This window comes from Actinoalloteichus caeruleus, from assembly GCF_049311605.1.
Taxonomy (GTDB): Bacteria; Actinomycetota; Actinomycetes; order Mycobacteriales; family Pseudonocardiaceae; genus Actinoalloteichus_B; species Actinoalloteichus_B caeruleus.
The window spans coordinates 5,984,914-5,998,145 of record NZ_CP186005.1 but is presented as its reverse complement, the minus strand read 5'-3'; the positions used below and the strand labels follow the sequence as shown (position 1 = coordinate 5,998,145).

Below are 13,232 nucleotides of genomic sequence, written 5' to 3'. Positions count from 1 at the left end.
TGCGGGGGTGGGGAGCACGGGCGGACGGCGTACCCTCGACCGCGAGCGCGCGATCGAGCAGGCGATGCGGGAGTTCTGGCGGCACGGCTACGAGGCGACGTCCGTGTCCAGGCTGACCCAGGTGCTGGGAATCAAGCCACCGAGCCTCTACTGGGCGTTCGGGGACAAACGGGGCCTCTTCGACGAGGCGGTGCGCCACTACCAGCGGACGTACGGGGCCTTCGCCGCGCGGGCCCTGGACGAGGAACCGAACGCCTGCGCGGCGGTCCGACGCCTCCTCCACGAGTGCGCCGTCGAGTACACCGACGACACCCACCCCGCTGGCTGCCTCCTCGTCACGGCCGCCACGACCTGCGGACCCGAGTCCGAGGACGTCCGCCAAGCGCTCCAGGAGTTGCGGGAGCAGGCCAAGGCGAGACTGGTCACCAAGATCGAAATCGATGTGGCGGCAGGTGAGCTGCCGTCGGGCACCAGTCCGCAGGGGTTGGGGACCTACGTGGCGGCCGTGGTGCAGGGAATGTCAGCCCAGGCCAGGGACGGCGCCGGGAGGGAGACCCTGCGCCAGGTCGCCGAGCTGGCCATGACCGGGTGGCCGACCACCGGTCCAAGCGGGATGTGATCCACCACCTGGCCGGCGAGGGCGACACCCTCCCGTCGAGTCCACCGCTGGGAACGGCTGCCGCCGGCGCATGCCGGCCGGTGCGGAGCGGGCCGTCGCGGGCACGGTCGCCCTCACGCCTGGTCGACGCCACGAGGGTGGACGCGACACGACGAGGGGCGGCGCCCGGTTCCACACCGGACGCCGCCCCTCATCGCTGGCGGTACCGCGCGCTCAGCGGCGAGGTTTGGGCTTCCAGACCACCAGCGCGGTCTCCCGTCGTCCCGGCAGCGGGACGAGTTCCCTGCGGTAGGAGGCGTGCACGGCGGCGGCCGCCTGCTCCGCGGCGACATGGGCCGCCGCGACCTGCTCGGACAGCTCCGCGACCCGGTCCCGCAGCGCCTCCAGCTCGTTCTCCAACTCGATGATCCGCTTGATCCCGGCCAGGTTGACGCCCTCGTCCTGGGACAGCCGTTGGACCTCGCGGAGCAGACCGATGTCCCTCGGCGAGTAGCGACGACCCCCGCCGTTGGCCCGGCCGGGTGAGACCAGGCCCATCCGGTCGTAGGTGCGCAGGGTCTGCGCGTGCAGGCCGGAGAGCTGGGCCGCCACCGAGATGACGAACATCGGGGTGTCCTCGTCGGCACCGGCAGGGAACGGGAAACCCGGGGTCATGCCTACCTCCCGTCCTCCGCGCGCCGCAGGATCTCCGCGCGCGGATCGTGGTCCGCGGTGGCCTCGGCGTAGGCCTCCAACGCTGCCCTGGCCGCGTCGTCGAGCTTGCTGGGAACGCTCACCCGCAGGGTGACCAGCAGGTCGCCGACCCGTCCGTCACGTCGTTCGATCCCCTTGCCCCGGACCCGGAGGGTCCGGCCGCTGGCGGTGCCGGGAGCCACCTTGAGTGACACCCTTCCGTCCAGGGTGGGCACGGTCAAGGTCGTTCCCAGCGTCAGCTCGGGGAACGTCACCGGAACGGTCACCGTGAGGTTGTCGCCGTCCCGCCCGAACACCGGGTGGGGGGTGACGTGCACCAGCACGAAGAGGTCGCCGGTGGGCCCGTTGTCGCGGCCGGGCTCCCCGCGCCCCGCCAGCCGGATGCGCTGACCGTTGGACACCCCGGCCGGGATGCGGACGGTCAGGGTCCGCGTCTGGGTGGTGACGCCCTCGCCGGCGCAGTCCGGGCAGGGTTGGTCGATCAGCTTGCCCGACCCCCGGCAGTCCCGGCACGGCTCGCTGAACGCGAACGCACCCTGGCTGCGGTTGACCAGGCCGGCACCGCCGCAGTTCGGGCACGTGCGCGGACTGGTGCCCACCTTCGCACCCGAGCCGCCGCAGGTCTGGCAGGACGCCGGGCTGGAGAGCCGCAGCGGCACCGTGGCACCCCGCACCGCCTCGGTGAAGTCGATGCTGATCTCGGTCTCCACGTCGGCGCCGCGCTGGGCGCGGGTACCGCCGCCACCGCGACGGCGGCCGAAGAGACCGCCGAAGAGGTCGCCCAGGCTCTCGGCTCCCGAGGACCCGCCCCGGTTGCCGAACATGTCGCCGAAGTCGAAGCCACCCGACCCGAAACCGTCGAAGTTGCCGCCGCCGCGGAACCCACCCGACCCGAACAGCCGGCGAGCCTCGTCGTACTGCTTCCGCTTGGAGGCGTCGGACAGCACCCCGTAGGCCTCGGACACCGCCTTGAAGCGGGTCTCGGCCTTGGTGTCACCGGGGTTGGCGTCGGGGTGCAGGTCCCGGGCCAGCTTCCGGTACGACTTCTTGATCTCGTCGGCGGACGCGTCAGGAGGGACGCCCAGCTCCGCGTAGAAGTCCTTCTCGATCCAGTCCCTCGAACTCACCGAACGTCCCTCCCTTCCTCACGCGTCCCGCTCGGCCTGGTCACCGTTGGACGAGCCCTCGTCAGCCACCGGGGTGGGGGTACCGGACGGGTCGTGGTCGGTCACGCCGACCAGCGGTGCCCGCAGCACCCGGTCCCCGAACCGGTAGCCGCGACGCAGCACGGTGGTCACCGTCGGCTCGCTGACGTCGGGCGAGGTGTCGTGCTGCACCGCCTCGTGCACGGACGGGTCGAAGGGGTCGCCCTCCGCGCCGTACGGCTCCAGCCCGGCCTTGGTGAGCGTCTCCACAACCTTGTCGCCGACCGCCTTGAAGGGGCCGGTCAGGTCGCCGTGGGCCGCGGCCCGCTCCAGGTCGTCGAGCACGACCAGCAGGTCGGTCGCCAACGCGGCCTTGGCCGAGTTGATCGTGGCCTCCCTGTCGCGCTCGACCCGGCGCCGGTAGTTGGCGTACTCGGCGCTGAGCCGCTGGAGGTCGGCGGTCCGCTCGGCCAGCTGCTGTTCCAGCTCGCTGGGGGCGGCGGCCTCGGTCTCCGCGACGGGCGCGTCCTCCGGAGCCGTCTCCACGGCGTCCGCCTCGATGACCACCGGCTCGTCCTCCTGAGGCGCCGACGGCTCCTCGGGGGACGGCTCGGCGCGGTGCCGGCCGCCGTTGCTCTCGGCGTCCGGGTCGCGCGCCTCGCCGGTCTCGGGGTCGATGCGGCGGCGGTCGCGGATCACGACCCTGGGCTGCTCGTCCCCGTTCTCACGATCGGGAAGTTCCTGCCCCTGCGCGCTCACTTCTTGTCGTCCTCGTCCACGATCTCGGCGTCGACGACGTCGTCCTTGGCGCCAGCGCCGCCAGCGCCACCGGAGGCACCGGCGCCGGCGGTCCCGGCCTCACCCTGGCCCGCGTCCCCCGGCGTCGCCCCGGTGTTGGCGTACAGGGCCTGGCCCAGCGCCTGGGACTCGGTGGCCAGCTTCTCCACCGCCGTCTTGATGGCCGCGAGGTCCTCGCCCTTGAGCGCGGTGTTGGCCTCGTCGATGGCGGCCCGCACCTTCTCCTTGACGTCGGCCGGCAGCTTCTCGTCGTTCTCCTTGAGGACCTTCTCGGTCTGGTAGACGAGGCTCTCCGCCTGGTTGCGGGTCTCGGCTTCCTCCCGCCGCTGCTTGTCCTCCTGCGCGTGCTGCTCAGCGTCGCGCATCATGCGGTCGATCTCGTCCTTCGGCAGCGCGGAGCCGCCGCTGATCGTCATCGACTGCTCCTTGCCCGTGCCGAGGTCCTTGGCGTTGACGTGCACGATGCCGTTGGCGTCGATGTCGAAGCTGACCTCGATCTGCGGCACGCCGCGCGGCGCCGGCGGCAGGCCCGTCAGCTCGAAGACGCCCAGCTTCTTGTTGTAGGCCGCGATCTCGCGCTCGCCCTGGAAGACCTGGATCTGCACGGAGGGCTGGTTGTCGTCAGCCGTGGAGAAGATCTCCGACCGCTTGGTGGGGATCGTGGTGTTGCGCTCGATGAGCTTGGTCATCACGCCACCCTTGGTCTCGATGCCAAGGGAGAGCGGGGTGACGTCGAGCAGCAGCACGTCCTTGACCTCGCCGCGCAGCACGCCGGCCTGGAGCGAGGCACCGACGGCGACGACCTCGTCCGGGTTGACGCCCTTGTTCGGCTCCCGGCCACCGGTCAGTTCCTTGACCAGCTCGGCGACGGCGGGCATCCGGGTGGAACCGCCGACCAGCACGACGTGGTCGATGTCGGCCACGCTGATGCCAGCGTCACGAATGACGTTGTTGAACGGGGTCTTGGTGCGCTCCAGCAGGTCCGAGCTGATGCGCTGGAACTCGGCCCTGGACAGGGTCTCGTCGAGGAACAGCGGGTTCTTCTCGGCGTCGACCGTGATGTAGGGCAGGTTGATGCTCGCGGTGGAGGAGGAGGACAGCTCGATCTTCGCCTTCTCCGCGGCCTCCCGGATCCGCTGCATCGCCATCTTGTCCTTGCTCAGGTCGATGCCCTGGCTGGACTTGAAGCGCTCGACCAGCCAGTCGACGATGCGCTGGTCCCAGTCGTCACCACCGAGGAGGTTGTCACCCGAGGTGGCGCGGACCTCGACGACGCCGTCGCCGATCTCCAGCAGCGAGACGTCGAAGGTGCCGCCACCGAGGTCGAAGACCAGGATGGTCTGTTCCTTCTCGCCCTTGTCGAGGCCGTAGGCCAGCGCGGCCGCGGTGGGCTCGTTGACGATCCGCAGGACGTTCAGGCCCGCGATCTGGCCGGCCTCCTTGGTGGCCTGCCGCTGCGCGTCCTCGAAGTAGGCGGGGACGGTGATCACCGCGTCGGTGACCTCCTCGCCGAGGTACGCCTCGGCATCCCGCTTGAGCTTCTGCAGCGTCCGGGCGCTGATCTCCTGCGAGGTGTACTTCTTGCCGTCGATCTCGGTGGCCCAGTCGGTGCCCATGTGGCGCTTGACGGACCGGATCGTCCGGTCGACGTTGGTGACGGCCTGGTTCTTGGCCGACTGCCCGACGAGCACTTCGCCGTTGCGGGCGAAGGCCACCACGGACGGCGTCGTGCGCGCACCCTCCGAGTTCGCGATGACCGTCGGCTCACCGCCTTCGAGTACGGCGACCACCGAGTTGGTTGTCCCCAGGTCGATACCGACCGCACGCGACATCGAAGAACCTCCTGCTGCTCTGCTATGCGTTGAGTGGAACGGGCTCAAGTCTGCGCTCACCCGGTCGACGGAGTCAACCAGGCCTTGAGCGTCCCGCGCTCAATCTTTCTGCCACGCCCAACGTGATACCCGTCGCTCTTGTTCCCTGCTCCGGCTCCTTCTTTCGTTTTCCCTGGTCAGGGGGCTCGGTAGTTGGCGCGGTGGCCGTGTGGGCCGCGTCGGGTGGCGCGGCGCCCCGAACGCTGGCGGTCGTCGCTGACGCGGGCGCCTGGTCGGTTCCGGGCGGCCCGCGTGGCCGGGGGCGGGCTGGTGGCCGCGGTCGCTCGACCCGTGTGAGCGGCTCCGGCGGAGGTATCCGGGTCGGTGCGCCCGGCGGGATCCGGTCGGGCGGGTGCCCCTTCTTCTCACTCTTTGGAATATCTCGAACGGGCGATCAAGGTGACGGGAACGGTATTTACCCATCCATTACCCGAATGCCGATCAAGGGCACCACCTCGGCGGTTGTGCGAGCGGTGTCACCGACATCACCGCAGGTAGGTAACGAACCGGCCAACTTTGTGCACTATTTCACGAAGATCACTTCCTGGCTTCGTCCCCCTGGTTACGGTCCCCATGTCGCCCAAAAGAGTGATGTCCCTTTCTCGCTCGAAGGCGTGAGGCACTGGGGGCTGGGGTGTGAAGGGAAGGACTTTCATGACCAAGGCGAGTCCCAGACGGGGACTGCTGACGGCGGTGCTCGCCGCCGGTCTGGTGGCCGCGGGGTCGGCCCTGGGCGCCACCACCGCCGCCGCGCAGGTGGAGGAGGAGCCGGCCGGCGAGACGCTGCTCGACGTCGCGGCCGAGGCGCTGCCCACCGAGATGCGGATCGCCGTGCAACGCGACCTCGGCGTCAACGCCGAGGTGTACGCGGAGCGAGCCACGGCGGCGGGGAACGCGTCCCTCGCCAGCGAGGACCTGGAGGCCGAACTCGGAGCCAGCTTCGGCGGGTCCTGGTTCGACAAGGACAGCAGGACCCTGCACGTCAACGTGACCGACGAGTCCGCCGCCGAGGTCGTCCGGGCGGCGGGCGCCCAGGCCCACGTCGGCGGACCGAGCAGGGAGCGGCTGGAAGCCGCCGGTGACCAACTGGCCTCCTGGGTGCGCGGGCTGCCCGAGGCCCAGCGCGACCTCGTGCGCGGGATCGCCGTGAGCAACCGCGAACGCGGCCTCGTCCTCACCGTGTCCGGTGAGGAGGGTGCCGGCGTCGCCTCGGGGCGGCCCGACGTGGGCGTCGAGGTGAACGTCGAGAAGCAGGGTGGCCAGCCCAGGCTGGTCGACATCCGGGGCGGCGACGGCTACGTGGCCGGCCGGGACGGCGCGAGCCGACCCAGCGACCTGTACAACCTCTGCTCGTTCGGATTCGCCGCCTACGACTCCGCGCTGAACCCGCTCTTCCTCACGGCGGGCCACTGCCTGGCGCGGGAGGGTTTCGACTCCGTCTACCGCGAGCCCGCCGGGGGCCTCACCTTCCCGGTGGAGAAGATCGGCACCTTCCAGGAGGTGGCGTTCGGCAACGGGTCCGACGACTACGCGACCATCGCGCCGAGCGACGCGGTCTCGACCTCGGTCAACACCTGGGACGGCTCGGCGCGGGCGATCACCGGCGTCGTCGCCCCGCTGGAGGGCATGGAGGTCTGCAAGTCCGGTCGCACCACCGGCTTCACCTGCGGTGAGGTCACCGTGGCCGACACCAACTGGGAGTTCCCCGACGGCGGCGAGATCGTCAGCGTCGACGGCTTCGAGTTCAACGCCTGCGTCGAGGGTGGCGACAGCGGCGGCGCGATCGTCGCCGGCACCCTCGCGGTCGGCATGAGCTCGGCCGCGTACTACGACTACGACGAGAACGGCAACGAGACCTGCCACCCGCAGAGCTCCAGCCCCGAGTTCAGCGAACCACGGGCGCTGGCCGTCTCGCTGGTCAACGACGTGCTGCCCAAGCTCGACGACGTCAACGTGCTGACCGAGCTGGACGCGCCGGTGGTCACCTCGCCGGCGGACGGCGCCAGTGTGGGCGAGGCCCGCCCGACCATCACCGGGGAGGCGGCGCCGCACGCCACCGTCTCGGTGAACCTGGCCGGATCGGACACCACCGTGACGGCGGACGCCGGGGGAGCCTGGTCCTTCCAGCCCGAGGGCGACCTCGGGTACGGCGAGTACACCGTGGCCGTGGCGCAGTCGCTGGCGGTGGGCGGGACCACCGTCAGGTCCGACGAGGGCACCTCCAGCTTCGTGGTCGCACCCGCCGCGCCCGTGATCTCCGAGCCCACCGAGGGCTCGGAGACCGAGGAGCGGCGACCGGTGATCCGTGGGACCGCCGTCGCCGAGGCCACCGTGCGGGTGGCCGTCGACGAGCGGGACGCCGCCGAGGTGACGGCCGACGCCGACGGGAACTGGCGGGTCGAGCTCGACGCCGATCTCTCCCTGGGCGACCACACGGTGCGCGCCCTCCAGATCGTCGACGGCCTGGAGTCGGCTGAGGCGTCCGTCTCCTTCCGCGTGCTCGGAGGCGGTGGCGAGAGCACCCCGCCGACCACCACCCCGCCTCCGTCCGGCGGTGGCACCGGCGGTGACGACGAGGACGGCGCGGGTAACGGCGGCGGTGGCGGCGGCGATGACCTGGCCGACACCGGTCTCGGTCTCCTGGTGCCGATGCTCGTCGTCGGCGGGGTCGCCCTCGCGGGAGGTACCGCGCTCGTGCTGAAGTTCCGTCGCCGTGGCGCCGAGGGCGGTGAGACGGCCTGATCCGACGCTGACCCCGCCCGGCGCCTCCTGGAGGAACCGGACGGGGAACGTCCCTGGTGAGAGGGGGCGGCCGCACGACGCGGCCGCCCCCTCTCGTCGCGTCCGGGTGGGCGGGACGCGCCGTCATCACGGCCGCGTGAGGCGCATGCCGGTGCGGCTCCTCAGCCCTAGCCCATGGGCGGTGGGGTGGAACGCCCGGACCGCATCACGTCGTCGGCTCACGCGGTGCGACACCCGGCTGCTGTCCACGGGCGCCGGTGACCGGGAAGGAATTCTCGGGAACGTCCGCGTGATCCGGCCGGAATTCCGCTAGTCTGTGCCGGGTGGACTTAACCAAGATAACTCGATCGGCAGTGCTCGTGGCGATTCAGGAGTATGATCAGATCGGGCATGAAGAATTTCTTGACCGCTACGGATCGAATGCGAGATCCTCGAGTCGGATCCACTACGCGGGTAGGGAATACGAGGCGCTCGCCATATTATTCGCGGCCCACTCGGATAATCTCGGAGCGGTCATGGATTCAGGCCAGGAGTCGTTATCGGACGACTCCGTGCATGACCATGTCGAACGATTGGGGTTCGGGTCTCCTCGCGTGAGATCTCCTCGGTGGGAGCGCGACGAGATCATACTGGCATGTGATCTTGTCTGTGCGAACGGATGGCGACCCCTATCGAAGAACGATGATCGGGTTCGTGAACTATCCGAGATCCTGCGCCTCATGCCGCTGCATCCCCTGGAGGTCAGGGGACCGAGATTTCGCAATGCGAATGGCGTCGCTCGGAAGACATCCGATATCGCTACCCGTCACCCTGACTACCAGGGGAGGCCAACGAACGGCGGAGTGCTCGACAGCAGGGTGCTGGCGGAGTTCCTCACGCATCCGGTCGAGATGAAGGCCGTTGCTCGAGAAATTCGCGCAGGCGTGCGGTCTGGTTCCTTCCAAGACGACTCTTCGAGCCTGTCCGAAACCTTCCCCCCGTTCAACCAGGAGGCACGAGAGGGGCGCCTCCTCGAACGTCGTCACTACCGCCGCGAGCGCGATCCCAAGTTACGCAGGAGCAAAATCGAGAAGGCGCTCAGGGAGCGAGGCCACCTGCGCTGTGAGACCTGCGAGTTCGACTTCGAAGCGACGTACGGCGAACAAGGGCGCGGCTATATCGAGTGCCATCACGTCGTGCCGCTGCACGCCTCCGGTGAGACCACGACCCGCTTGGAGGATCTCGTGCTCATCTGCGCCAACTGCCACCGCATGATCCACCGTTCCTCCCGCTGGTTGACGCCAGGGGAAGTGCGGGAACTCGTTCGCGAGGGACGCGGGCACTAGGTGCCGTGTGCTGGGGATCACGACCGTTTCTGGTGTGGGATCCAGGGCGGGCCGGTCCCGTACGCCCCTGCCGATGGCAGGGGGTACGCGGAACGACTTGGCTGACCTCGGCCCGATGCGGTTAGGGGAGCCTCGGCATGACGAAGGCCCAGGTCTGGGGTGGACACCCTGTGACCTGGGCCTTCGTGCTACGAGCGGATGACGGGAATCGAACCCGCGTTCTCAGCTTGGGAAGCTGATGTTCTACCATTGAACTACATCCGCAGTGGCTGTTGAAGCATACACGGTGCCCGCCGAGGCCTCCACCACCCCCCGCCAGTTAGGCTGGCGCGGTGCTTCTGAGTGACCGTGACCTGCGCGAAGAGATCGGAGCCGGCCGGCTCGCGATCGATCCGTACGACGCCGAGCTGGTGCAGCCCTCCAGTGTGGACGTCCGGCTGGACCGGTTCTTCCGGGTCTTCGACAACAGCAAGTACACCCATATCGACCCCTCCCTCCAGCAGGACGAGCTCACCTCCCTCGTGGAGACCGAGGGCGACGACCCGTTCGTGCTGCACCCCGGCGAGTTCGTGCTGGGCTCGACCTTCGAGACGGTCAGCCTGCCCACGGACCTGGCGGGGCGGCTGGAGGGGAAGTCCTCGCTCGGCCGGCTGGGGCTGCTCACCCACTCCACGGCGGGCTTCATCGACCCGGGCTTCAGTGGGCACATCACCTTGGAGCTCTCGAACGTCGCGAACCTGCCGATCACCCTGTGGCCGGGCATGAAGATCGGGCAGCTCTGCCTCTTCCGGCTGTCCAGTGCGGCGGAGAATCCCTACGGCTCCTCGGCGGCCGGGTCCCGCTACCAGAACCAGCGGGGCCCCACGCCGTCCCGGGCGCACCTGAACTTCCGGCGGTTCGAGACCAGGCGCTGAGGCCCGGGCCGATCGGGCCGTTCGGTGGGCGGCGGTCGCGTGGACCGGGCCGAGGACTGATCCGCATGCCCTGGAGCACCACGATGGGCGAGTGCGCGTACGGTCAGCGGCCCCAGAGCGAACGTGGCCAGGATGCGTGCGAGGGGTCGTGAAGCCGAGATCCTCGCCCCGACCTGGGCTCCGTCTTTTCACGTCCCTGGTGATTTTCGTGCCGCGCCCCCCAGTCGAGGCGGCGCCGCGTAGCCGCATCAGTACCTAACGGGACCATAAAGCTTCGGCGGACCGGCCGTTCAGGTACGTCGGGACGCGCTAGACCAGTCACTGGCGCGGACCGGGGAGCAGCTGATGTGGGTGTGCTGCTGGTCCTGGGAAGGTCGCGCACCAGGGACCAAGGGGAGTGCGGTGATGAGGAGAGCCACCCGCCGAGCGGTGGGAGCCGTTGCCGGAGCTCTGCTGGTGTGTTCGTTGGCCGCCTGCGGTAGCCGTGTGGTCGAGGGACAAGCCGTTCCGGTGGAGGAGTCGGGGACCACGCCTGGGGCGACGGGGAGCGAGCGCACCTCGGAGGCGGGAGGTGAGGGGCACGAGGATGATTTCGCCGAGACGCCGATCACGGAACCACGGCTGGTGGATGCCTGCGCGCTTGTGGACATGTCGGTCCTGGAACCTGTCCTGGACGGCGACTCCCTGAGCATGGAGACGAGTGCGCACGCGATCGCGCAATGCCTTTTCGGGGACTGGGACGTGTCAGGAGCGCTGCGTATCGACGACGAGAAAGTCCTCGTTCCATCCCCTGCGTCTCGCGTGCTGCGCGACTTGGACGTGATTACCTGGGACACCGTCGCGGATGGTACGTGTGAGACGACGCTGGTCTGGGTTTCTGGGGGGCCGGCCATCATCGTCGAGATGTGGCATGAGGCCGAGGACGGGAGCGTCGGTAGCGGCGCGGAGTTGTGCGTGGCGGCTTCCGAAGTCGCGGTCGCGGCCGCCTACCGCCTGGTAGACGGCACGGATCACTCCGTGGTACCTCCACCGGGGAGCCTGTTGTCCCTGGATCCGTGTGAGGTCATCGGCGGCCTCGAGGTCGCGGTTCTGCACGACACGTTGGCGGAGGCGCCGTTGCGGGCACGCGGGACCGGGGACGTCGTATGCGAGGCCGTGAGCTTCCTCCCGGGCGGCGCGGTCCTTGTGACGGAGGTGGGATTCGGGTGGGTCCCGCTCCCGGATGGCGGTGAACTGATCAGCGTCGCCGGGCGGGATGTGTACATCGCTCCGGTTCCTGATCAGGGTGTTTCGATGTGTGCCGCGTTCCTGGTCGGACGACAGGTCGACTACGCCGCCGAGGCAGCCGACAATCTCCACGAGATGCTCAGCGTCGTCTTCTCCGTGCCGCTCGAGCCGGGAGAGGACGACGTGACGGGGTCCGCGAAGGCATGTGACCAGCTGGTGCCGGTCATGGAACCGCTGGTAGCCGGACTGTCGTGAACACGGCGGTGCGGCTGGGCGAGTCGCGCCTGGGACTGGCCATCACCGGACCGGCTGGCGGCCGGTCCCGCGCCTGTACCCGAGTCCGGCCTTCCTGACGATCAAGGGCGGGAGGAGGTCGAACCCGCCCGACACCCCGTTCTCCGCCGCACCCGTCAGATGCTGGTCAGCCGCTCGCCGCTGGTGTGGCGGTGGCTCACGCCCGACCCACGGGTCCTGACCGGACGGGGGCCTCGGGGGCCCCGCGGACAGCGTGGAGGCGCGCCGCCAACCGCCCGTAGGGCGACGTGCGCCCGATGCGCCTGATCCGATGGGACCTCGTCCCCGGCCAGCAGGGCGGTGAGGCAGAACAGGCAGGAGCGTGGTGGGGACCTCGCGCGCGGGTACGCCTCCCCAGTGGCGTGCTGACCTCGGCTCCAGGTTGAGCTGGAGAACCGGTCACCCCGCTCGTGGCGGTGACGCCGATCGTGGCTGACCGCTCCACGTCCCAGCCGGTACGTTCTCGTCCTGCCCGCTGGGCCTCGTCCACCACGGGGCACGTGCGGGCGCCGGCCGGGGCCGCCACATGGCCGGAGCGGCAGGCCGCGCGGACCCGGTGGGCTCTCGCGCCGGAACGCCGCTGACGCTGACGCCGCGATCCGGGGGCCAGCGCAGCAGGTCCACGCCGTGGGGTTCCTCGTCCCAGCGTCGACGGGCCGACGCTGGTGCCCGAACCGCCGGCGGTTCCACCCGACGAGGACCAGCCGGTCCGCCACGGCACCACGGGAACCCCCTGTGCGCCTCCCGCCCTGCCGGAGGCATGCGCCAGCCCGACACCGGAGACGGTCCCGTCGCGCGGCCGACCGGCCGAGTTCCCGCCACCTGACCCGGCCCGGTCCGGGCTCAGCCCACGGTCAGCGGCGGACGACCTCCACCCCGCCGTCCCGGCGAGCCCACCGCAGCTCGGTGAGCGTGGACACCACCAGGTCGGCGGGCAGCGCACCCACGTCCGGGATGGTGCCCACGCCCACGCTCCGCATCCCAGCCGCCCGCGCCGCCGCCACCCCGGCCGCCGCGTCCTCCACCACGAGGCAGTCCTCCGCCGGCACGCCCAGCAGCCGCGAGGCCGTGAGGTAGGGCTCCGGGTCAGGTTTGCCCCTGGTCACGTCGTCGGCGGTCACCAGGACGCGCGGGGCCCGCAGCCCCGCCGCCGCCAGTCGCTTCCCGGCCAGCGCGCGACCCGCCGAGGTGACGATCGCCGCCCGGTCACCACCGCCCGCCGCGAGCACCTCGGCGGCCCCGGGGAGGGCGACGACATCGTCGAGGTCGGCGAGCTCCAGCTCGTCCAGCCGCTCCAGCGCCGGAGCGACGCGCTCGGGGGGCAACACGGCGGCCACCGCGTCGGCCGAACGCAGTCCGTGGAGATCGGCCAGTCCGGTCGGGTCCACGCCGTGTTCCTGGCACCAGCGCTTCCAGCACCGGTCGACGGCCGGGGTCGAGTCGACGAGGGTCCCGTCCAGGTCGAGGAGAAGCGCCCGCACGAACATCGCTCGACGGTAGCCGAGTAGGCCAGGACCGGGGAATCCACGGGGATCGCCCGCCCAGCGGCCCGGGCGGGTGGCTGCCGGGCACCGGGCCGGCGTCGAGGGGCGGCACGGGTCGGT

Annotated in this window: 10 protein-coding genes and 1 tRNA gene; 5 read left to right on the top strand and 6 right to left on the bottom strand. The window is 70.4% G+C overall.

Going from position 1 to position 13,232, the window contains the following annotated elements:
• Positions 1-7 precede the first annotated feature (7 nt).
• Positions 8-619: a TetR/AcrR family transcriptional regulator gene (locus ACOJVX_RS24905; RefSeq protein WP_418155605.1), complete on the top strand. Its 612-nt coding sequence runs from the start codon at positions 8-10 to the stop codon at positions 617-619.
• Positions 620-832: 213 nt separating this feature from the next.
• On the opposite strand, the gene ACOJVX_RS24900 is transcribed toward ACOJVX_RS24905, so the two are convergent.
• Genes ACOJVX_RS24900 through dnaK form a run of 4 tightly spaced genes read right to left on the bottom strand, consistent with a single transcriptional unit; the run spans position 833 to position 5,087 of the window.
• A complete protein-coding gene (locus ACOJVX_RS24900) occupies positions 833-1,273 on the bottom strand; it encodes a heat shock protein transcriptional repressor HspR (RefSeq protein WP_026419751.1) in 441 nt (146 codons plus the stop codon).
• Positions 1,274-1,275: 2 nt separating this feature from the next.
• Positions 1,276-2,439: a molecular chaperone DnaJ gene (gene dnaJ / locus ACOJVX_RS24895; protein WP_026419750.1), complete on the bottom strand. Its 1,164-nt coding sequence runs from the start codon at positions 2,437-2,439 to the stop codon at positions 1,276-1,278.
• Between the two features lie 18 nt (positions 2,440-2,457).
• Entirely contained in the window at positions 2,458-3,216 is a 759-nt protein-coding gene (gene grpE / locus ACOJVX_RS24890) for a nucleotide exchange factor GrpE (RefSeq protein ID WP_026419749.1), read from the bottom strand.
• Complete coding sequence (gene dnaK / locus ACOJVX_RS24885; RefSeq protein ID WP_418155603.1) at positions 3,213-5,087, bottom strand: molecular chaperone DnaK; 1,875 nt, start codon at positions 5,085-5,087, stop codon at positions 3,213-3,215. Before dnaK ends, grpE begins: the two co-directional genes overlap by 4 nt.
• A gap of 693 nt (positions 5,088-5,780) precedes the next feature.
• Here dnaK and ACOJVX_RS24880 point away from each other — a divergent pair.
• Both ACOJVX_RS24880 and ACOJVX_RS24875 read left to right on the top strand, forming a co-directional pair.
• A complete protein-coding gene (locus ACOJVX_RS24880) occupies positions 5,781-7,868 on the top strand; it encodes an Ig-like domain-containing protein (RefSeq protein ID WP_418155602.1) in 2,088 nt (695 codons plus the stop codon).
• An 842-nt stretch (positions 7,869-8,710) separates the two neighbouring features.
• Positions 8,711-9,193, top strand: coding sequence for an HNH endonuclease (locus ACOJVX_RS24875; RefSeq protein ID WP_418155601.1), 483 nt, complete (start codon positions 8,711-8,713; stop codon positions 9,191-9,193).
• A gap of 193 nt (positions 9,194-9,386) precedes the next feature.
• On the opposite strand, the gene ACOJVX_RS24870 is transcribed toward ACOJVX_RS24875, so the two are convergent.
• Positions 9,387-9,457 (bottom strand) — tRNA-Gly (locus tag ACOJVX_RS24870).
• Between the two features lie 68 nt (positions 9,458-9,525).
• On the opposite strand from ACOJVX_RS24870, the gene dcd reads away from it, so the two are divergent.
• Together dcd and ACOJVX_RS24860 are read left to right on the top strand one after the other, a co-directional pair.
• Complete coding sequence (dcd, locus tag ACOJVX_RS24865; RefSeq protein ID WP_026419744.1) at positions 9,526-10,107, top strand: dCTP deaminase; 582 nt, start codon at positions 9,526-9,528, stop codon at positions 10,105-10,107.
• 486 nt (positions 10,108-10,593) lie between these two features.
• Entirely contained in the window at positions 10,594-11,589 is a 996-nt protein-coding gene (locus ACOJVX_RS24860; RefSeq protein ID WP_418155599.1) for a hypothetical protein, read from the top strand.
• Between the two features lie 893 nt (positions 11,590-12,482).
• On the opposite strand, the gene ACOJVX_RS24855 is transcribed toward ACOJVX_RS24860, so the two are convergent.
• Positions 12,483-13,115: an HAD-IA family hydrolase gene (locus ACOJVX_RS24855; protein ID WP_422647118.1), complete on the bottom strand. Its 633-nt coding sequence runs from the start codon at positions 13,113-13,115 to the stop codon at positions 12,483-12,485.
• Between the last annotated feature and the right edge of the window lie 117 nt (positions 13,116-13,232).

Bases quoted from the DNA above. Each gene is read 5' to 3' on its own strand.
- ACOJVX_RS24900 (WP_026419751.1), bottom strand. From the start codon at position 1,273: ATGACCCCGGGTTTCCCGTTCCCTGCCGGTGCCGACGAGGACACCCCG.
- dnaK (WP_418155603.1), bottom strand. From the start codon at position 5,087: ATGTCGCGTGCGGTCGGTATCGACCTGGGGACAACCAACTCGGTGGTC.
- ACOJVX_RS24880 (WP_418155602.1), top strand. From the start codon at position 5,781: ATGACCAAGGCGAGTCCCAGACGGGGACTGCTGACGGCGGTGCTCGCC.
- ACOJVX_RS24855 (WP_422647118.1), bottom strand. From the start codon at position 13,115: ATGTTCGTGCGGGCGCTTCTCCTCGACCTGGACGGGACCCTCGTCGAC.